A 20,723-nucleotide genomic window follows, 5' to 3' on the forward strand; every position below is an offset into this window, starting at 1 on the left:
CATTGAATTAGCCTTTATGATTTTTTAGCCATTCTTCTGTTTTTGCCTTTAGAGAACTTTCGGGGATGGTACGGTCTTGCAGAATATCATCTTCCGACATCTGTAACATCATTTCCTGCTCTTCTATGAGACCAACCAGTTCCTTTGCAAAAGGCCCTGTTGAAATTAACTTATCAAGAGCAAAGAGGAAATCCTCATTTCGGATTAACATAATCTTATCAATCAGATTGTTCCGTATAATATCTACCTTTGCTATATATCAAAGTTAAGGATGCACATAAATGATAGTAATTTATATTGCTAAATCTCTTAAAAAGATTTTGAGCCACAAAGTTACTAAGACACTAAGATTTTATCTTTGTTCCTTGGTGCCTTTGTGGCACTTTTTATTTGCTACCTCTTTCCATAGTGTAGGCGTGGTAGATGAGATATGCAGATTGCATCTACTTCAATATTGTAATGTCATTTACCGGATTAAGTTCAACCCCCATTCGGGGTTGTTGAAATTATATAAAATCATAACCCCCGGTTTCACCGGGGGCTATTAAGAAGTTTGACCCCAGTCGGGGTCGCCAACCTGCAAAGGAAGTCGCGGAGGTTAGTCAAATTGCATTTCGACTATTTTGACCGCACGGGAGGCCATTTTAATCAAAATACAAAAGTGTTAGGATATATTATTACTTTATGACTAAAAAGTTAGAATGTATTTGTTTCGGTTTTCTGTCCTACCTTTGACGGTAGGCAGGCTGCGGTCTTCCCTAAATACAGTCAGGTTGTATTTTTGTGGAACCGTTTTAATATTCCGTACCCACGGCACAGTTATTGGCTTCTCTGTCTTCCGTCTAGCAAATCCCGTTCTTTTTTTCATCCGACATCGGACATAAAACATCCTCAATACCAGTTTTCTGGAATAGTAATCACACAGATATTCATCGATCGGTCATCTTCGGAAAGCATGGCGGATTGGATCTGGAATTTTTTACCATCCTTGTGAAAGGTGGGGTGCGGATGGTCTGCAGCGGTGGTCTTGTGGCCGGTGGAGATCATTCTCATATTTTTGGTGTCCCTGTTGATGACATAGATGCTCCTGGAGAAATCATCCCCCACTGCCCATTTGCCATCAGGTGATCCATGGACATGCCATAGGCCGCTGCCGCTTTCGGTCTGTCCTTCTATGCGCATCTCTCTGGTGCGGAGGTTGACAATGGCCAGACCCGTGGGTTTTTCTCGGGTGCCGGATGGACCCCAAGACTTCTCTTGACCCGGATTTTGTGCGTCTGGTGAATCGTCTTTATTTTCGGCAAATTCAATATCACGATGTCCCATAATTGCCATGGCCACTTCATCTTTGGATATCACCGCCTCGTGGGTCACCCATTCAAAATCCGCTTCCGGATAGAGCGGTCGAAGTCCGGAACCATCTGCCATCACTGTCCAGGTACGCTGCGGTGACTTCCCCCCTGTTTCCCAACAAAAGACAATCTCCCCCGGCATCCAGGGATTGGACTGGATATGGCCCACCTGGAAGGGTACTGAAATTACATGTTCTACACTACCCGTGTTTAGGTCAAATTTAGCTATGCCCCCGGGGCCCGCCCCCATATTGCGGGGACCGAAATTTGGCTGCACCTCTACCCCCTCAGGCAAATGTCTGCCGGCCTCTTCCTTACCAACTCTGAAGTAGATCTGCCTTTCGTCAGCATCCAGCGCCATGTCCACACCTGCCCCAATTTCGGATGGTATCGTACCGTGAACTTTCTGGTAATCGGGTGCTTTTTTCAATTTACCTGAAGCACTGTCTTTAAACAGTCTTTCCAGATCAGTTGACATTACCTGAATACCTCCGTTATCAGTCCTTCTCATGAAGTAAAGCTTCATAGACTTTTTAGCGATGGTCAGCATTCCCGTGAATCCTCCTTCCGTGACCTGAACGATGTCACCTGTTTTTTCATTTACCGCCATGGCTTCTCCTTTGACCCTGTTGGATCTGAAGATCAGCCACTCCCCGTCTGAAGTCCACTGCGCATGGGTAGGGTAAATCTTGGAATCTCCGTGGGGCGCACTGGTCAGGAACACCAGGTCAACTCCCGTCACCGGATCCTTGACCACCTTGCGCTCTGATGGAAACCGCTTGCCTATCTGGGCCTGACAAACCGATAAACTGAAAATCAATAGAAATATAGTTGCTACTATCTTTTCTTTATTGAATTGCATAAACTCGTTCGTTATTTGGGAATATTATTTTAAATCTTCTGTCTGCTGTAAGCTATCCACCTTTTGCCCATTGATCAGTACATTTTGGAATATGGAGTTGGTAAAATAGTTGGTTTTAAAAGGAATCTCCACGCCATTGATAGAAGAGTTGGTCATCTGGAAATTCACCACCGGTGAGGATTCATAAGCATTGATCATAACTGCATATTTGCCGCCGTCCTCGACATGCAGGTTGTCTACATAAATGTTTCGGATAGTGGGAATATGGTCGCCTTCCTCTTCATAGAACATATTAAAGCGCACAGCAGCTTCTTTATAAGTCCCCACACTGACATTTCTCATATATACATTTTCCACTACCCCTCCCCTTTTGGAGGAAGTCTTTATTCGCAGTACGCGATCCAGGTTTGGGCTGCTCATGATCAGGTCCTGGGCAAAGATATTTCTGGCCCCACCGGAGATTTCACTGCCGATGACCACCCCTCCATGTCCTTCTTTCATTTCACAGCCTTCTATGATGATGTTTTCAGACGGCCTGCCGATATTCCTGCCGTCTTCATTCCGGCCTGATTTGATGGCTATACAGTCATCACCGGTGTCGAAATAGGAATCCTTTATGAGAACATTTTTACAGGCTTCGGGATTGCAGCCATCATTGTTGGGGCCTAATGTGATGATCCTAACCCGATCCACGGTGATGTTTTCGCTTAGCACCGGGTGGATGTTCCACATCGGTGAATTGATCAGCGTGATCCCTTCGATCAGGATGTTTTTGCATTTGTAAAACTGTACAAACTGCGGACGGAGGTAGTGACCTTCACCGAATAAACGCTCCGTAGCAGGAACTTCATCCGCCACCATCTGATGGAGCTGATTCCTGGCAGGGGTCTGCTTTCCCATCCCCTCTTCCCAACCAAATTTCTTTGCTCCACACCAGGGCCACCAGTTCTCCATATCCGAATTGCCATCGAGTGTTCCCAATCCTGTTACGGCTATATTTTCCTGCTCATAGGCATATACGAAAGGGGAATAATTCATCAGCTCCATGCCTTCCCAGCGTGAAAAGACCAGCGGCAGGTAGTCTTTGGGATCCCTGCTGAACTGTATAGTGGCGCCTTCTTCCAGATGGAGGTTTACATTGGACAGCAGGTGAATGGCTCCTGTAAGATATACGCCGGCGGGCACCACCACCCTGCCTCCACCTGCCTCATGACAGGCTGCTATGGCATCTGTAAATGCCTGGGTACTTTTGGTCTCCCCTCCCTCTACGGCGCCATAGTCAGTGATCAGAAAGTTATGGTCAGGGAATTGGGGTGCTATGATCTGTGCACGGATCTCCTCCAGCATATCCCAGCCATCGGTAGTTTCGGTGGTCATAGATGGCTTGCACCCAATTAATACCAGTAGGCCTAAAAGGAATAAGTTTTTCATCAGTTATTATGCTATATTAATTAAGTATCGTTAAGACGAGTTATGGTTTGGTTATATAAAATCCTCACTCAAAATCTGTTACCTTGACAATAATTTTGTGAAGTAAACAGCCCGACTGGGATGGAGAAAAGTCTCTCTTACGAATTTATTCACCGTATGAGTTGTCTCCGTTCATCCCAAAAAGGCCTGATCAAAAGGACATCGTTTGTGGGATGGATTTCCTATCTTAATTTAAGCTTATTACCTTCATGATTCCTTTCACGAATGTTTACTGACATCATTTCATCAGCTTCTTGCTACATGATACTAGTTACTGCATTCTATTCAACCCTTCCCACTTCACCTTCCACTGACCATCATTGGGAAATCCTGGATTTGGCCTTTCAGGTGCCCCTTCCCAGCCAGCCGCCATCATGGCTACGGCAGTGAGCAGACCTCCGTTTCCGGGGAGGTAGATTCTTAATCTTTCATCCTGATAATTATGTCCGTTGGCCAAATAGATGTTCTTTTGTTTTCCCATAAAGAGGGCATCTATGGCTGTATCCGGCATCTCCATTCTGGCGGCATTCATGGCGATCATGGGATAATCCCAGCCCCAGGTGCTTTCCCACTGCCAGATCTCTAGAATTTTCTCCAACGTATTTTTCATGATCTGGCGATCGATCATTTCTGTTTTGGGCAAGATGCCATAGGCTCCCAGCACCACCGGATGATCATGCAGGTAAAATTCATCCACATAGGCATTTGGATGGGTGGAACTCGGAAGATAAAGCCCATCCTTCACGGGCAATGGAGCCAGATTATCCAAAACTTCCTGCCATTTAGGATCAGGTGACTCACCCAGGCGCTTTTGCCAATCTAGGGCTACAGATAAGCCATAGTGCCAATAAGCCAATTCAAATGGAGGGTCATCGGTGGCATTAGCCGGAAATAATTCCTGAGCGGGGATCAATGGGGCTATCAAATGATATCGGCCGGTATCCTCGCTTTTCTGGGCAAAAGATGCCATAAAGTCAGCGGTTTCATAAACCAGTTCTTTGTATTTCTCCAGATGCTCCCTATCCGGCTGAAGCTGGTATAGTTGCTCTACAAAGTAGATGACATGGGGCTGCTGCCAGATAAGATAGGCAGCTATGCTGGAAGGACTTTCATCTCCATAGGGATCCGTCATCTTTTGCCAGCGGGCACCTTCGAAGCCCTGTCTGCTGGCGGTGACCTGTGCCTTATCCAGCACTTCAAAATACCAACCCAGACTCCTCTCCAATAGATGAGCCCTTCCCCACAACGGGAAGTGGGCACCATGCCACCAGTGCATTTCTATATGGAATTTGCCATACCAACTGTTCATCGTCAGCCCTGTCTCCTGGGGGGGCAGAGATCCCGCACAGTTTACTTTGGTAAGGTATTGAGAAAGTACAACCCTTCTCTCCAGTTCAGCCGCCCTATCATCTGTAGCTTCGGAGAAATCTATCGCTCCTCCAGCCGTCCAAAACTCTTCCCATCGAACGATAGAATTGGTTTCAATTGACTTGTAGGTATTATCTTCAACTCCCGTATTTGACTGCTCAAAAAACACAGAAAATTCAAATTGATCTCCATTACTATCTGGCAGCAATTCGAAATGGTGCTTGGTTCTTTCATTAAATTCCCCCCTCTCTCCCCAAGCCACCTGCGTATAGTACGTGGTGCTGTCAAGTTGGCGCTCTATCATCACCTGGCGGTCATTGATATCAGTTAATATAGAACTGTGGCTCTCCGGCTGGGTCCAGTCATATCCCGGACAGACATGGCAACCTGATCCATAAGGAAATTTAAAATTCACCTTAATTCTTCCGTCCTTCATCAAATCTGAAGTGATCCTGACGGCGATCCCTTCTTTTTCCTGATGGCTGACCAGTTCCACCATTACCGGTTCTCCTTCTATTTCGTAAGTGCTAGTAATTTTACCCTTCCACAGATCCAGTTCCTGATGGATGTTTTGGAGATCATGGACTTGGACGATGTCACCATTTTTCTTCACCAATTCCAAACCGATGATACCCAGGTGGAGCCGGTGTGGACTGGTCCTGAAGTAATCCGTTACTTCTTTTTTCCTGCCTTCTTTATGCTGGACTGGATGAGGGATCACCTGCCCCGTGGCAGAGGTGTCATATTGCAGTATTTCTTCCCATTCATAGCCTTCGGTATTGGGAAAGGCATGCCATCCCCATTGGGTCTGGGTGCCCAGAGATACTCCTCTTTCGTAGTGCTCATAAAAACTCTGCAATCCACTTACGTCCACCGTATAGGCAAACTCGCCATTGCCTACTGTCAGGGATGAAAGGGTATCCACTTCAGTAAGCACCACATTGTGCCGGCTGACCAAAGCCTTACGGTCGATCTTTTCCACTCCTTCTCCCCCAGACATACACGCGAGTGTTAGAATGGAAATAGCCAAAAGCAGAAGAAAGGAAATATGGGGCTTGGTTGTCATCAATATTTATTTATCTCTATACTTACATCCGCTTCTAAATGGGCCACCAGATCTATTACGTACTGCTCAAAATTATCAGCGTCCCTAAATTTCTCATCACTCAGCTCCCATGCGGCCACCGAGTAGTATGCAATCGGTCTGTCATTCGCGGTTCTCATTTTGGCCAGGTATGTATTGCTCAGCACTCCTGATTTGGGAGCTTCTACCCATTCAATATATTCACTTTTAGGAAGGATCAGGGCCATACCCAGGTACCATTCCTTATCATAGGTCTGCTCGTCATGGGTCATCAGGACCATCCAGTCATCGAACTCGGTGATTTCTCTTAGCGGATTATCATTATGGATATTGACCAGACCGATAGCCAGATGCTCATCACCCTGCATTCCCTGAACACGCACCTCATTCTTATAAGCATACATTCCTGGCATGATGCTTACCCTTTCTTCGATGTTTGAATAGCTGCGTCCATTGGTTTCCCAGTTGCTGTACGCAAAAGTCATGATAGACCTTACCGGGCCTTCTGAAAGAATGCGGAAGGTGCTGCTTTCTACATTGTTGACGGCATCCTCTACCGTTACCCCTATACGGGCAGGTTGATCATTGATCAGCAGTGCTATACCTCCCAGTCCGATGGAATTGCCCACTGCAAGTATATCCCGACCCCAGTCTTCCATCACATGGTAATTATCTTCCACCGCTCCGGTGGCACTGATGCCAACATCTTCTGGGCTCATTTCTGCAGTTTTCTTTCCAAATACATCCTTGGAATTTCTACCATCAAAGTAATGACGGAAACCTACCTTATCATTTTCCCAGGAAGGGCCATCAGTCTGATATGGCTGGTACCCCACACTTCTCGGCAGACCATCTGCTGGCAAGGTGTCTTCTGTTCTGGGCTGCACGGGTTCGTCAGCGGATTCCCGCTTTCCAAACCTCACACTGGTCCTGATAGTAAACTCGTGAGGATTGTCCACCCATTCGAGGGTCACAGATTTACTTTCCCCTGCTGAAAAATCAGTGACCAAAAAAAGCTCATCCCAATCTCCATCACCATCCACATCGTCCAGCTGGGCAGGTACCAAATTTCCCGCGGCATCCCTGATGGAGGGGTACTTGTTTTCTTCAATATTCAATTGCCCCCGCTGTACGCTTATACCCTTGTCAGTGAGGTTTATATCAGCATTATTGGTAAGCGTTATGGTTTGACCTGCATTTTCCTCCTGCGTACCTGTTTGACAGGAAATCAAAGAAGCGATCAGGCAGATGGGGAATAAGGTATGGTGAAATTTCATGATGATTTTTATTTTAAAATGATGAATTACCTATAGAAAAGTCTAAAATAGGCCCAATGACATCTTCATTCCCTTGATTTTATTGGGACTATATCATTTTATCCTATCTGCTTCAATACAAGGATTCCGATGCTTTCTGTTTGTTTATAATCAATAAACGGAATGCATCACAAAGCACCTTAATTCAGGGAATTTACCAGAGTGAAGGTACAAAAGTCTCCTGCCGTGTCCCGTATTAAAAGGAAAAAAAGCCAACCCAAATAGGGTTGGCCTTTACCAACTGTAAACCCTATGTAATAAACCGTTAAACCAATTATGGATGGATACTAATATCAACCTGCTTTGGCCAGAAATTCTTTCAATTTGACGATCTCAATGCCTGCATCTATGATGGAACCCACACCGTGTTTCTCGTTTGGTCTGGCGGGTCGGTTGTAGTAGAACACAAGATCATCGCTGATGCCTGTTCCCACACAGATATCCTTCACCTGACCATCTTCAGTGATCATAATTTTCTTTAAGCCTTCCCAACCTCTAAGCGCAACACTGGCAAACCTCTTGTCCAGCCAGCCTTCTGTGATGGCCTTAGCATAGCCCTGTACAAACATGGCGGATGCAGAGGTTTCCTGATAGGAATCATTTTTATCCAAGAGCTGTCTCCAAAGACCGTCCTTATCCTGATAGCGGGAAAGCCCTATGAGTTGCTTTTCTAATATTTGTTTAATGTCTTCTTTGCCCTCATATCCTTCAGGCAATCTTTCCAATAGATGGAGCTGCGACAGCACCAGCCATCCGTTGCTTCTGCCCCAATGAGCCACGCCGTTCTTTTCTGTATCACTGTAGTAGCAATGGTAGAAAAGCGCTTTCTCCGGCAGCCATAGGTATTTATCAAAATTTATCACCTGAAGCACAGCATCATCAAAATACTGGTTATCTCCTGTATGCACCGCCAATCTGGAAAGGAAGGGCACGCTCATATAAAGATCATCTGCCCATAAGGTGAGGTTTTGTGGAAATACCCTTGCCAAAGTTCCGTCTTCGAATCTTTCCTGACCTTCCATCATTCGCTTGGCACCCCTCTTTATATAATCTTCGTACTCTTCCTTATTGTCTTTTTCCATTACCTCCAGCATGCTGGCTGAGATGGCCCCAAAATCATCAAGCTCCATCATGGTCCAAAGCTGTCCGAGAGGGTATCTGTGATGAGGTCGGTCGCCCTTAAATCTACTTTGGAAAAACCCATAATTTTCAAATCCATGGGCTATATGGTTTTTGGCATAATCAAAATACTTTTGTTCACCGGTATGGTCTGCCAAATGCATCATGGCCAGATTGATCACCCCATTGGTATAGTGCCACTCTCCATATTTTGAAGCGAAATCCACCTCCTGAGCGGTAGGAATGTCCTTGGCTCGGGCATAGTGTTTTCCTTTATCATCTTTAAATCCAAGTTTGGTTTCACTGATGATAAAATCTGCTACCTTTCTCACCACTGCCATATCATCATCGGAAGACTGGGCCAGCACCGGATATATGGTTAGACATAGTAATATTGCGGTAATGGTAAATCTTAGGTTCATTTTGGTTTGTTTATTGTTATCATATATGAATTAATAAAATTGAAAGAAATAAAATCCTTTCCTTAATTCATTTACTAAAGTAGTTTTTGTACCCAAAGACGGTGTCCTGTACTATCCCGTTAAAATCGCAAAATATGGGACTTATAATAAAGAAAATCCAGGTCTATACTCCGATCTTATCCCACATCTGAGCATCCCGTAGTATCCTGTGCCGGATTTGTCTATACATTGATATATTTGTATCAGCACTATACCTATCATTAACTAAACACATGAAGCATCTTCTTATTATACTAGCCGCCCTAACATCTCTCCAGTCCAGATGTCATGCACCACATGAACCGGAAAGGGACATTTATCTTTTCTCCTATTTTATAGGAAACGGTGAAGACGGACTGCACCTCAGTTACAGTGAAGATGGATATAATTTTGAACACCTGGCAGGAGGCCGGTCCTACTTAGCTCCTGGTGTAGGAAAGGATAAACTCATGCGCGATCCCAATATAGTCAGGGGCGGTGATGGAAAGTTCCACATGGTGTGGACTGTGAGCTGGACGGATAAAGGCGTGGGTTATGCCTGTTCGGATGATCTGATCAACTGGTCCGAGCAGCAGTTTATCCCTGTAATGGCCCATGAGCCGGAAGCCAGAAATACCTGGGCGCCTGAGATCTTCTATGATAAGGATGACGATAGCTATATGATCTATTGGTCCACTACGATCAGGGGACGGTTTCCGGAGACACAGCTGGATGCAGATGATGGGTATAACCACCGTAAATACTACGTAACCACAAAGGACTTTAAAGAATTCTCTGAAACCAAGCTCCTTTACGAACCGGGCTTCAATGTCATAGACGGCACCATCATAAAGGAAGAGGGTGAATACATCATGTTTGTAAAAGATGAAACCAGGGAACCTGCGGAAAAGAATATACGGATCACCAGAAGCAAGCAACTGACGGGAGGATACGGCCCCGCCAGTGAACCGATTACCGGTGACTATTGGGCAGAAGGACCTACTGCCGCAAAAGTAGAGGGACAATGGGTCGTGTATTTCGATAAGTACATCGACAAGAAGATGGGCGCAGTGGCTTCAAGTGATCTTGAGAACTGGACAGATATATCAGAAAAAATCACATTTCCTAAAGGAACCAGACACGGGTCCGTGGTCATGATCAGCCGAGATGAGCTGGCTCCTCTCTTGGCAAAATAGTAGGCAAATCCTATGAGTCATTTTAAATTCCTGCTACTACAGGACACCTTTTGGAAATATTTATGGGTAATTGTCTTTTATGAATATCCTACTTATCATAAGTACTAATGTTAACAGGTAACTTAATGGATGATAGCGAGATTGCTTCAGTCATCGGTCTTACCTTTGTATTCCCTTACGGGAAGTAAGCCGGCAGGCAGGCTTCCGTTCCATTATTTATAAAAATAGCAGATACTGACATCATTACGGTTTAATAAAAAATCAATCCAGCTAATCATAAAACTATGACCAAAAAACTTGCCTTTCGGATGAAGCTGATTCCGGGAAATGAAGAAGAATATGAAAAAAGGCACCGTGAAATATGGCCGGAACTGGTAGCGCTTCTAAAGGAGAGCGGAGTTGAAAACTATTCTATTTACCTTGATGGTGAAACATCAAGCCTCTTTGCTTTTCAGGAAATCACGGGAGAGTCCGGATCACAGGACCTGGGCACCTCACCTATCGTACAGAGGTGGTGGGCCTATATGGCAGATATCATGGAAACGCACCCCAATAATGAACCCATTTCATTAAGCCTTAAAGAAGTATTTACCTTACCGTAGCTACCCATGCTATCGTCCCACAGTAAAAGTCCACCATCATGATCCAGCGAATAGCCAAATATGCACTTTCGGGTTTAATCATTCCTATGGCCATCTCCTGTCAGATCCATTCTGCCCAGCAGGATACGGTCTTGGAAGAATGGCCGGAAATCACTATGGAAGCCAAACCCTGGACCAGATGGTGGTGGATGGGCAATGCAGTGGATGAAAAAAACCTGGGCAAACTTCTGGCAGAATATGATGAAGTGGGGCTTGGCGGTGTAGAAATAGCTCCTATATATGGAGCAAAAGGCTATGAGGACAGGTATCTCGACTTTCTGTCACCGGAATGGTTAAGCATGCTAGACTATACAGTCAGCAAGGCCAATGACCTCAATATGGGTGTGGACCTCACGCAGGGAACGGGTTGGCCGTTTGGCGGACCCCAGGTAAGTGTAGAAGATGCTGCGAGCCGGATTATCATTCAAGAAGTAAAGTTAAATATCGGGTCACCTACCCAGGTTAAATTTGAAAAAAAGAGGGAAAGGGATCCTGATGCAGCACTACTGGCCGTTATGGCCTTTGGTCCGGATGGCGAAAGCAAAAATATTACCGAGCATCTTGATGCCAATGGCAATCTCAATTGGACCGAAAAGGGCAACTGGCAGATTAAAGCCATCTACCTCGGGAAGACGGGGCAGATGGTAAAAAGGGCTGCCCCAGGAGGTGTGGGTTTTACGCTGGACCATTATAGTAAACAGGCTGTACATAATTACCTTCAGTACTTTGAAAAAGCCTTCCAAGGCAATCCCCCTAATATTCGTGCTTTTTATAATGATAGTTTTGAAGTATATGGTGCCGACTTTACTCCCAAATATTTTGATGAATTCAAAAACCGTAGAGGATATGACCTGAAAGATAAAATCTATCTCCTTACCCAAAATGACTCTACCGAGGAGGTAGTAAGGGTAAAATCCGATTACAGGGAAACACTTCACGAGCTGCTGCTGGAAAACTTCACCAACCAATGGACAGAGCATGCCCATAAGCTGGGCAAAAAGACAAAAAATCAGGCACACGGCTCTCCTGGCAATCTCTTGGACTTATATGCTGCAGTGGATATCCCGGAAGTAGAGACTTTCGGATCCAGTTACTTTCCTATCCCGGGATTGAGAAGAGACAGTGCCGATATCAGAAATGTGGATCCGGATCCGCTTATGCTGAAGTTTGCTTCTTCGGCAGCTCATCTAAGTGGAAAGGACTTAGTATCCTGTGAAACTTTCACCTGGCTGGGTGAGCATTTCAAATCTTCTTTTGCCCAGATGAAGCCTGAGGTAGAGCAGGCATTTTTGGCCGGTGTAAACCATATCTTTTACCATGGAGTAACTTATAGTCCGGAGGATGTGCCATTCCCGGGATGGCTATTCTATGCTTCCCTTAACCTTACTCAGCAAAACAGTCTCTGGCCCCACTTCCGAAGCTTCAATGACTACATCGCCAGGTGCCAGTCTATCCTGCAGTCCGGCAATGCTGATAATGAAATCCTCATGTACTGGCCGGTATATGATGTGTGGGCCAATCCGGAAGGTATGATGGAAATGATCTCTGTCCACCATGTGGACCACTGGCTCCATCCTACCCAGTTTTATAAGCAGACAACTGATCTGATAGAAAAAGGGTACAGTGTTGATTTTATTTCTGATAAAATGATCTCTGGAGCCAAAAGCAGTGATGGCCAAATTTTGACTGGTGCTAAAGCTACAGGGGCAAAAGTACTGATCATACCCGAAACCAAATTTATGCCCCTGGAAACTTTTGAGAATATCCTGAAGTTGGCGCATAACGGTGCCACAGTGATATTTCAAGAAAAGCCAAACACCATACCGGGACTGGCCTCATTTAAAGAAGACCAAGTCATAATGGACAGGAAGTGGAATGAGCTAAACCTAAGAAACGCAAACAGGCCGTTAACTCATGGTAAAGGTAAAATAATTTTATCAGGACAACTTCAAAAGGCTCTGGAAGCAGAGCAGATCTATAGAGAAAGACTGACTGATACAGGTCTCAAATTTATCCGCAGATCACTGCCTAACCAAAAATACTATTACTTGGTAAACCATGGGCCCGATGACATAGATGAAGAAATAGAAATCAATTATAACGCGGAGTCTGTTATCCTGATGGACCCCCTAAGTGGAAAAACCGGAAAGGCAAAAAATGCTAAGACAGGTAAAAACTCTACGGTCCGGGTTCAGCTAAAAGCAGGAGAATCCATCATCTTAAATGCTATAAAAACAGGTTCGGCAGGAAAAAATCCATGGAACTATTCAGGTGATATTGCCTCGACACAAACCATAGAAGGACCTTGGAAATTAACATTTGAGGCAGGTGGCCCTACCCTTCCAGGCCCTGTAACCATGGATCAGATTGGAGTCTGGACTGGCCAGGGAGATGAAGAGAAAGACCACTTTTCCGGGCAGGCTACCTACAGCACAATGTTTGAAATCCAAAATCTGAAAGATGCCAAGCATCTGTTAGAATTTGAAAACCTGCATGAAAGCGTGAAGGTATGGATCAATGACCAGTATGTAGGGCAGGTATGGAGTATTCCTTTCCAAATCAATATCAGTGATCACCTAAAGCAAGGACAAAACAGCATCAGACTAGAAGTGGCCAACCTGATGGCCAACAGAATCCGCCATATGGATAAGAAAGGTCAGGAATGGAGAAACTATCATGAGATTAACTTTGTCAACATCGATTATAAAAATTTTGATGCATCAGGATGGCATGTCATGCCTTCAGGAATAGCGGGCAAGGTTAACTTGGTCTCTTATATAAAGCAATAAATCATGCGCAATCGATTGTACCATTCGAAGGGGATTATATTTATTGTATAAAATACACTTATCTCCTTTTATCTATAAAAAAAACTAACGTAGAACAATTGGTAGATTTCTATAAATTACCCAAATTATATATTAAATATGCTTCATATTTAACTATAACCTCTAATATAATTTGAATCTCATCCTTTTATCTACTCTAAATTATTAAATATCAATAGAGAACCTTTCAATATTAAAAAAATTAAATTATATTGTAATCGATTGCACAAATTAAATAAACCCAAAAAATGATCGAATTACAATCCATTGTACGAATAAATCCAAATTCTCGAATACCTAAGTATCAGCAGATCGTCAATTCTATCATTGAAGATATTGATAAGGGTATCCTGATCATAGGTGACAGAATCCCCTCTATTAATGACATCAGTGAAGAATTTTATCTTTCTCGTGATACAGTGGAAAAGGCATATAACCAGCTAAAAAAGAAAAAAGTAATCGTGCCGGTAAAAGGCAAAGGTTACTATGTAGCACAGGCCGTATCCCAATCACAGGTTAAAATTCTCTTTTTTCTCAATAAACTAAGCAATTATAAGCTAAAAATTTACAACTCCTTCATAAACAGCCTTGGGAATGATGCCAAGGTAGATCTGAAAATCTATCACTGTGATTCGAAACTGTTTTTGAATACCCTTCAAGAAAACCTGGGAGCATATGATTACTATGTAGTCATGCCCCACTTTAAAGACAAAAGCAATCTGCATCTCACAGAGGATGTAGAAATAATAGATATGCTGAAAAAAATACCTTCCGAGAAACTGGTCATCATGGATAACTTTATGCCTTCACTGGGGCATGATGTTGCTGCCATATACCAGGATTTTCATGAGGATATCTATAGGGCTTTGAAAGAGGGGGCAGATAGGTTGAGAAAATACGACAAGCTTATACTGGTCCACCCGGAATGTGCCCTCTACCCTTATCCGGAAGAAATAAAGACAGGCTTTCAGAAATTCTGTCAAAAATACGAGTTTGACTATGAAGTGATACCGAGAATATTTCCAGAGATGGAACTAGAATCCCAAGATGCCTATATCACCATTGAAGAAAACGATTTGGTATGCCTCATCAAACAGATGAGAGACAGAAAATTAAAACCGGGTAAGGATATCGGCATCATTTCTTACAATGACACCAAACTAAAAGAACTCTTAGGTATCACGGTCATTTCTACCGACTTTAGGGTGATGGGGGAAACAGCAGCTTACATGATCAAAAAGAAAAAATCAGAAGTGGTCAAAAATGTTTTCAATTTTATTGATCGCGGTTCTATCTAGACTTTATGAGAGTAGCTGACCGTTTGAAAAAAAAATAAGGAGTGGGTGATGTATCGCCCACTTTTTCACTTTATATGAATCCGGTTTCTTACATCTCGGACATCAGTGTCACAACTTCCGACATGCGACATCGGTGATCTAACATCCCACACAGTATAGTACAGGATACTTTGTGGAAAATAGAGATATAATTTGTCCCTTCACTAAACCCAAACTTACCACCAATGCAAAAGAAACAAGGTCTTAAGGACAGGTTAGATGCTATCAATGAATATGAGCAGGAGCCAATACCCCAAAGCAAACTTAAAAGCTGGAAAAGTTTTGTAGGCACCTATGCCGGTGAACATACGGCAGGAACTGAATTTGTGTTGGGCCCGCTTTTCGTGGCCCATGGAGCCAGCGCGATGAGCCTTGTAACCGGACTTCTGGTAGGAAACATTTTAGCTGTTCTGAGCTGGGCATTTTTTACCGGTAAAATCTCCGTCAAAACCAGGCTTACACTTTACCATCAGATCAAAAAAATTGCAGGATCTAAATTCACCCTGGTTTATAATTTAGTCAATGCAGGCCTGTTTTGTTTCTTGGCAGGAGCAATGATCGCCGTATCTGCTACTGCAGTAGGCCTGCCATTTAATATGGAAATGCCTACCCTTACGGATGTATTTCCCAACAGCATTGGCTGGGTAGCTACAGTTTTTGTAGTAGGTACCATCACTACCATCGTGGCGATGTTTGGTTTTACTCAGGTATCAAAATTTGCCAATGTAGCCGCCCCATGGATGATCATGATCTTCATAGCAGCTGCGGTGGGTGTCCTGCCCCGATTGGGCATTAATTCTATTTCAGATTTTTGGCCTGTGGCTGAAACTACCATATGGACAGGCGAACCTTTGATCGGACAAAGCAAATTTACCTTTTGGCATGTCATGTTTTTTGCCTGGTTCTGTAATATGGCCATGCATATTGGGATGGCGGATATGTCCTTATTGAGATACGCTAAAAAATGGCAATATGGTTTTTCTTCCGCTTCCGGTGTTTTCTTGGGCCATTATATTGCATGGATAGCTTCCGGAATACTTTATTCCCTATTCCTATTAGAAAGTGATAACAGTCTTGTTTTTGCGCCGGGGCCTATCGCTTATGAAGCTGCAGGTATAGCTGGTGCCATCTGTGTGGTCATAGCGGGATGGACCACGGCCAACCCTACCTTATACAGGGCAGGCCTTGCCATACAGTCCATAAACCCAAAATGGAAAACCTGGAAAGTCACCTTGTTTGTAGGTCTTTTTACTACAATTGCAGCGTGCTTCCCTGCATTGGTGATGAGATTACTTGAATTTGTAGCACTTTATGGATTGATACTGATGCCTGTAGGCGCCATCATCTTTGTAGATATTTATGTATTACCTAGAATAGGACTGAGAAGCAACTATGCAGAATTAAAAAACATCAGCTTTAACCCTGCTGTGGCTTGGACATGGTTTATAACTTTGGCCGTTTGTCTATTACTTAACCTTTTCATAGGCATTGAAATCTTTTTCTTGGGTTTACCGGGTTGGTTTATAGCCGTTGGTGGCTACATTGTCTGCAGCAGGATATTCCAAAAGCCGACTGCGCATAAAATGGCCACCCCTACTCCTATACCCACTACTGTTAATGCTAACTGATACCTAATATGACATTCTTTCTAAAAATATTTTCTTTTGTTGGACTTGGATTAACTTTGGTTCCATCCTTTCTGGTATTTCAGGGTTTCATTGAGCCCGGTTTATCCAAAACGCTTATGTTGGTGGGAACCATCATCTGGTTTGCTACCGCCCCGCAGTGGCTGAATAAATTCCAGGAAGAGCCAAAGGATGAATAATATGAAGTTACTCCCAATATTTGTATTTTTGATGATGACCACATTGGTATATGCGCAGAAATCTGAAACCCTGGACCTTTATGAAGGAAAGGCTCCCAATACAAAAAGTCTGATAGATAAAGATGAACTCGGCAATGGTGGCAGGGTGCAGAAAGTCGCCAAACCCCAGATCACTGTTTATCATCCGGCTCCAGACAAAGCTACAGGCAAAGCCATATTGATCTGCCCTGGCGGCGGATACCGGATCATCGCCATCCAGCATGAAGGGCATGAGATAGCCCAATGGTACAGCGAGCATGGGATATTGACAGTGGTTTTAAAATACAGATTACCAGACCCTGATCTGGTCACTGATCCATGGGATGTACCATTGGATGATGCCAAGGCCGCTATCCAAAAAATCAGAGCCAATGCTGATCGATGGAATATAAATACCGGACAGGTGGGTGTACTGGGTTTTTCTGCAGGAGGCCATCTGGCTGCTTCTCTCTCTGTCCATGGCAAACCTTCACCGGATGCTTCCCTTAATAGCCGCCCTGATTTCAGTATCTTGATATATCCTGTGATCAGTATGGATCCTGTCTTTACCCACCAGGGTTCAAGGACTACGCTGCTGGGCGAAAAACTGGATACAGAATACGAAGTTTTCTATTCCACCGAAAAGCAGATCAGGGCTGATAGCCCACCGGCTTTTTTGGTCCACTCATGGGATGATACCGCTGTACCGGCACAAAATTCAATTGTCTACGGCCAAGCCTTATCCCAAAACGGAGTTAAAACTGAAATGCACCTATTTGAAAGGGGCGGACACGGTTATGGCAGGGGAAATGCACAAACGCATGGGAATGTATCGGAGTGGTTGGGGTTAAGTTTGAGGTGGATTAGGGAGTTGTGAGAGGATTTGGGTAGATATAGCAGTTTAATAAACTTACTCCCATATATTTTGAAAAAATTTAATCAACAACAATACCATCTTAATTCTTTAGTCTAAATCTAAAACTATCTTCAAATTGTTTTGGATTTCGGTCTGCAGTTTTTGTGGCAATTGACCTATTTTCTTTATTAATCTTTTATTGTCAACAGCCCTTATTTGTCACAGCCCTCTGTTAAGTTAGCCACTCCTTTGTTGAGATGCACTCTTAAAATAGTAGCTCCAGATTTTACTTTTGTAGTAAGTGGGCAAATGATAGTAGAGGGATGTACTTTATTGAGTAAGTCAGTTTGAAGTACAAGTACTGGTCTTACCTTTCCAGCTTCCGTTCCAATCTGAGGATTCAGATCTGCTATCCAAATCTCAAACTGTTTACTATTCATCTTCTAATTTCTCAAATTCTCGAAGAACCTGTAATGAGTCGGATGCTACAAGCTTTGACTCTTTTTCTAATTGCTCTGAAAGCAACTTTCTTTTCTGAAGTTTATTGTAATAGTCCAAAGCTTCATTAATATATCTATTCCTTGTTTTATTAATCTTCTCAAGGATATTTTCTGTTTCTGTGAAGATATTGTCTTCAACTTTTAATGATAAATTTTTCATAGGATCAATTTAGTATGTGTTTTTAGTATATACTATTGATGTATAAATTTTGTTTCAAAAGCGAAAGAATGATTATTACATGCTTATGCATGTTACAATATTTTTTCTAAGCAAAATGCAATCTACCCTTATGTTCTGGAATTGCCCTACCTTTTATTTTAGCAGTTTCAATCCACTCCTCAATGATTACTTCTACATTTGCCAATGCATCCTGATGAATTTTACCATCTGCTGCACAACCAGCCAATTCTGGAACTTCAGCTATAAAGGATTCATCATCTTTACTCCAATTAATAATAGTTTCGTACTTATGACTATTTTTAATCTTCTTCTAATTTTAACTGGTATTTTTATTTCTATTATGGATCATCTTTAAAATCCGCTTAAAATAATTTTATAGTACTCTCCTGTATGACAAGCCATATTGGCTTAGAAATAGGCAGCTTTATACCACGAATGCAAAGCAACCTAAAGTAAAATATATTCTTATTTTACTTTAGGTTGCTGAAGCACTGCTTTAGAAAGTATTCTAGTATGATTTTTATTAAAATATCCTCCTTCCCACTTAATCCTTATTATTAAACGGATTTTTTTATTCATGAAATTGACTAATCTATAGGCTTTATCAAATTCATCAATTCTCTGTCGTGATTATATACCATTCTGGATTCATTATCAAAATACATAGTGGCACCGTTTTCAGCTGTATATGGCTCCCATACCGGGAGGACACCCCCTACATTAGGGTTACCTGTTTTTATAAAGTTTATCCAGGCAGCACTCATTTTGTCTGCCATTTTCCATGCATCTTCAGTATCACCTGTCCAATCTGGTCTTAGATCAACCGTATTGAATGCTAAAGGAATATCCAGGCCATGGAAAGAACCTTTGGAGGAATCGTCCACACCGCTCTTCCATGCCAAAAAATAAACATATAATGGTGCACCTGACGTCAAAGCCCTTGCATCTGCTGTACGTATGGTATACGGCCTGAATACTTTATCTATAGAAAGAAAATCCTGAGGGGTGTACTCTGGATATGCCTTGGCAAAAAGATCTATATATCTGTCAGTATTGTTACCATACTCTACAGTTAGGCGATCTTTTGCCTCCTCTAATGTGAGGTCTTTTTCAGCATAAAATGTGGGCATCATTTCGTTCAGCGTAGAGCCTATCATTAGAGGTATTTCATTGGAAAAGTCTGCAAAACCTGGGCTGAATGGTTGCTGCAGCAATACAACTCCATCAACAGAAGGTGCAAATCCATACATCGTGGGGGATCCCAGGTTCCTTGGACCCGAGATTTTCGCTATGGCATCCTTTCCAGCTTTCACTAAAACCTCATAAGCAATTGTATCCAATTTTTCAACCTCGTCGGGCGTAAGTCCCAAATTTTCAAGAACGGCCAAACCTAGATGCTGCGATTTCTCCTTATTCATAGTATTAATCAAGGTCCCACTTTGAATAATAGCTTTGTGAAACAAACCTTTCGCAGCCGGCATATTCATAAGCGTTCCTACCTTACCGCCACCACCTGACTCACCCACCAAGGTTACATCTAGTGGATTGCCTCCAAATTCCTCAATATTATTTTGAATCCACTCAAGGGCCTTTACTATGTCGAGCATACCCGCATTGGCTGATTGAGCATATTTTTCACTACTTGCCGACAAATCGAGAAAGCCCAGAATGTTCAACCGGTGATTGACTGATACAAACACCACATCACCTTTTTTAGCCAATGCTTCACCATAGGTCATGGGGTCATTGCTTGCGCCAACATGAAAACCCCCACCATGTAACCAGAGCATTACTGGCCGTTTTTTATCATCTTTTACTCCTTGGGTCCACACATTTAGACTAAAGAGTTCTTTTTCATTTTGAATGGAATCTGGATACCAAGGTACTACCTGCCTGGCCACTGGACCAAAGTCCTTACATGCTAAAACCCCCTCCCAGGCATCTGGATCTTGTGGAGGCATAAATCTTTCAGCCTTGGCATAGGGAATCCCTTTAAAAGCGAATACACTATCATTAAAACTACCGGATACATCTCCTGAGGTAGTTCCAATTACAGGTTCTTCAATGTTGATGGTCTCTTGGGTACAACCAGATATGCAAAAGCCGGCTGTCATAACCAGCAATATGAGAAAGTTTGTTAATCGCATCATAAATTGTTTTATTAATATGCTCAAATTGTATATTCGTATTTTTTCCGGTAGACGGCATCAGCTGAGGAATTAGGAGTTTTGTCTAGTTCGCATAAACCTGGATGTTCGTTTTTCGACTCATTACCTTTCAGAAAATGGCTTTAGTAGTATCACACAAATGTTTTAAAACTCATATTTCGC

General features: G+C 43.1%; 18 protein-coding genes. 7 read left to right on the forward strand and 11 right to left on the reverse strand.

The window, feature by feature from the left end; genetic code table 11:
• Positions 1 to 7 precede the first annotated feature (7 nt).
• The 6 genes from EL17_RS00310 to EL17_RS00340 all read right to left on the reverse strand — a co-directional run bounded on the left by EL17_RS00310 (position 8) and on the right by EL17_RS00340 (position 8,993).
• Positions 8 to 211, reverse strand: a complete 204-nt coding sequence (locus EL17_RS00310; RefSeq protein ID WP_051719676.1) for a hypothetical protein — start codon at positions 209 to 211, stop codon at positions 8 to 10.
• 680 nt (positions 212 to 891) lie between these two features.
• Positions 892 to 2,214: a TolB-like translocation protein gene (locus EL17_RS00320; protein ID WP_035068508.1), complete on the reverse strand. Its 1,323-nt coding sequence runs from the start codon at positions 2,212 to 2,214 to the stop codon at positions 892 to 894.
• A 24-nt stretch (positions 2,215 to 2,238) separates the two neighbouring features.
• Positions 2,239 to 3,645 carry a glycoside hydrolase family 28 protein gene (locus EL17_RS00325; protein ID WP_035068511.1) on the reverse strand — a complete coding sequence of 469 codons (1,407 nt, stop codon included), beginning with the start codon at positions 3,643 to 3,645 and terminating at the stop codon, positions 2,239 to 2,241.
• A 310-nt stretch (positions 3,646 to 3,955) separates the two neighbouring features.
• Positions 3,956 to 6,118, reverse strand: a complete 2,163-nt coding sequence (locus EL17_RS00330; protein WP_035068513.1) for a hypothetical protein — start codon at positions 6,116 to 6,118, stop codon at positions 3,956 to 3,958.
• Complete coding sequence (locus tag EL17_RS00335) at positions 6,118 to 7,413, reverse strand: DUF4861 domain-containing protein (protein ID WP_035068515.1); 1,296 nt, start codon at positions 7,411 to 7,413, stop codon at positions 6,118 to 6,120. Before EL17_RS00335 ends, EL17_RS00330 begins: the two co-directional genes overlap by 1 nt.
• Positions 7,414 to 7,745: 332 nt before the next feature.
• On the reverse strand, positions 7,746 to 8,993 hold the full coding sequence (locus EL17_RS00340; protein ID WP_035068518.1) for a glycoside hydrolase family 88/105 protein: 1,248 nt from the start codon (positions 8,991 to 8,993) through the stop codon (positions 7,746 to 7,748).
• A 272-nt stretch (positions 8,994 to 9,265) separates the two neighbouring features.
• On the opposite strand from EL17_RS00340, the gene EL17_RS00345 reads away from it, so the two are divergent.
• The 7 genes from EL17_RS00345 to EL17_RS00375 all read left to right on the forward strand — a co-directional run bounded on the left by EL17_RS00345 (position 9,266) and on the right by EL17_RS00375 (position 17,733).
• Complete coding sequence (locus EL17_RS00345; RefSeq protein ID WP_035068522.1) at positions 9,266 to 10,207, forward strand: glycoside hydrolase family 43 protein; 942 nt, start codon at positions 9,266 to 9,268, stop codon at positions 10,205 to 10,207.
• A 284-nt stretch (positions 10,208 to 10,491) separates the two neighbouring features.
• Positions 10,492 to 10,809, forward strand: a complete 318-nt coding sequence (gene rhaM, locus EL17_RS00350; RefSeq protein ID WP_035068525.1) for an L-rhamnose mutarotase — start codon at positions 10,492 to 10,494, stop codon at positions 10,807 to 10,809.
• A gap of 38 nt (positions 10,810 to 10,847) precedes the next feature.
• Positions 10,848 to 13,637 carry a glycosyl hydrolase gene (locus EL17_RS00355; RefSeq protein ID WP_035068528.1) on the forward strand — a complete coding sequence of 930 codons (2,790 nt, stop codon included), beginning with the start codon at positions 10,848 to 10,850 and terminating at the stop codon, positions 13,635 to 13,637.
• Positions 13,638 to 13,924: 287 nt separating this feature from the next.
• Entirely contained in the window at positions 13,925 to 14,974 is a 1,050-nt protein-coding gene (locus EL17_RS00360) for a GntR family transcriptional regulator (protein ID WP_035068530.1), read from the forward strand.
• A gap of 224 nt (positions 14,975 to 15,198) precedes the next feature.
• On the forward strand, positions 15,199 to 16,641 hold the full coding sequence (locus EL17_RS00365; protein WP_035068533.1) for a purine-cytosine permease family protein: 1,443 nt from the start codon (positions 15,199 to 15,201) through the stop codon (positions 16,639 to 16,641).
• Between the two features lie 8 nt (positions 16,642 to 16,649).
• The gene (locus tag EL17_RS00370) at positions 16,650 to 16,838 is read left to right on the forward strand and encodes a hypothetical protein (RefSeq protein ID WP_035068535.1); all 189 of its coding nucleotides are present in this window, start codon (positions 16,650 to 16,652) and stop codon (positions 16,836 to 16,838) included.
• A gap of 1 nt (position 16,839) precedes the next feature.
• Complete coding sequence (locus EL17_RS00375; protein WP_240485902.1) at positions 16,840 to 17,733, forward strand: alpha/beta hydrolase; 894 nt, start codon at positions 16,840 to 16,842, stop codon at positions 17,731 to 17,733.
• Between the two features lie 87 nt (positions 17,734 to 17,820).
• On the opposite strand, the gene EL17_RS24300 is transcribed toward EL17_RS00375, so the two are convergent.
• The 5 genes from EL17_RS24300 to EL17_RS00395 all read right to left on the reverse strand — a co-directional run bounded on the left by EL17_RS24300 (position 17,821) and on the right by EL17_RS00395 (position 20,543).
• The gene (locus EL17_RS24300; RefSeq protein ID WP_394332152.1) at positions 17,821 to 17,928 is read right to left on the reverse strand and encodes a hypothetical protein; all 108 of its coding nucleotides are present in this window, start codon (positions 17,926 to 17,928) and stop codon (positions 17,821 to 17,823) included.
• Positions 17,925 to 18,152 (reverse strand): type II toxin-antitoxin system PemK/MazF family toxin, encoded by a 228-nt coding sequence (locus tag EL17_RS00380; RefSeq protein WP_262482631.1) that lies wholly within the window; start codon positions 18,150 to 18,152, stop codon positions 17,925 to 17,927. The genes EL17_RS24300 and EL17_RS00380 overlap by 4 nt, the downstream gene beginning before the upstream one ends.
• The gene (locus tag EL17_RS00385) at positions 18,145 to 18,372 is read right to left on the reverse strand and encodes a hypothetical protein (RefSeq protein WP_035068540.1); all 228 of its coding nucleotides are present in this window, start codon (positions 18,370 to 18,372) and stop codon (positions 18,145 to 18,147) included. The genes EL17_RS00380 and EL17_RS00385 overlap by 8 nt, the downstream gene beginning before the upstream one ends.
• 106 nt (positions 18,373 to 18,478) lie before the next feature.
• Positions 18,479 to 18,697 carry a type II toxin-antitoxin system HicB family antitoxin gene (locus tag EL17_RS24305; RefSeq protein WP_035068542.1) on the reverse strand — a complete coding sequence of 73 codons (219 nt, stop codon included), beginning with the start codon at positions 18,695 to 18,697 and terminating at the stop codon, positions 18,479 to 18,481.
• 283 nt (positions 18,698 to 18,980) lie between these two features.
• Positions 18,981 to 20,543 carry a carboxylesterase/lipase family protein gene (locus tag EL17_RS00395; RefSeq protein WP_035068544.1) on the reverse strand — a complete coding sequence of 521 codons (1,563 nt, stop codon included), beginning with the start codon at positions 20,541 to 20,543 and terminating at the stop codon, positions 18,981 to 18,983.
• Between the last annotated feature and the right edge of the window lie 180 nt (positions 20,544 to 20,723).

It is taken from the genome of Anditalea andensis (genome assembly GCF_000714815.1).
Taxonomy (GTDB): Bacteria; Bacteroidota; Bacteroidia; order Cytophagales; family Cyclobacteriaceae; genus Anditalea; species Anditalea andensis.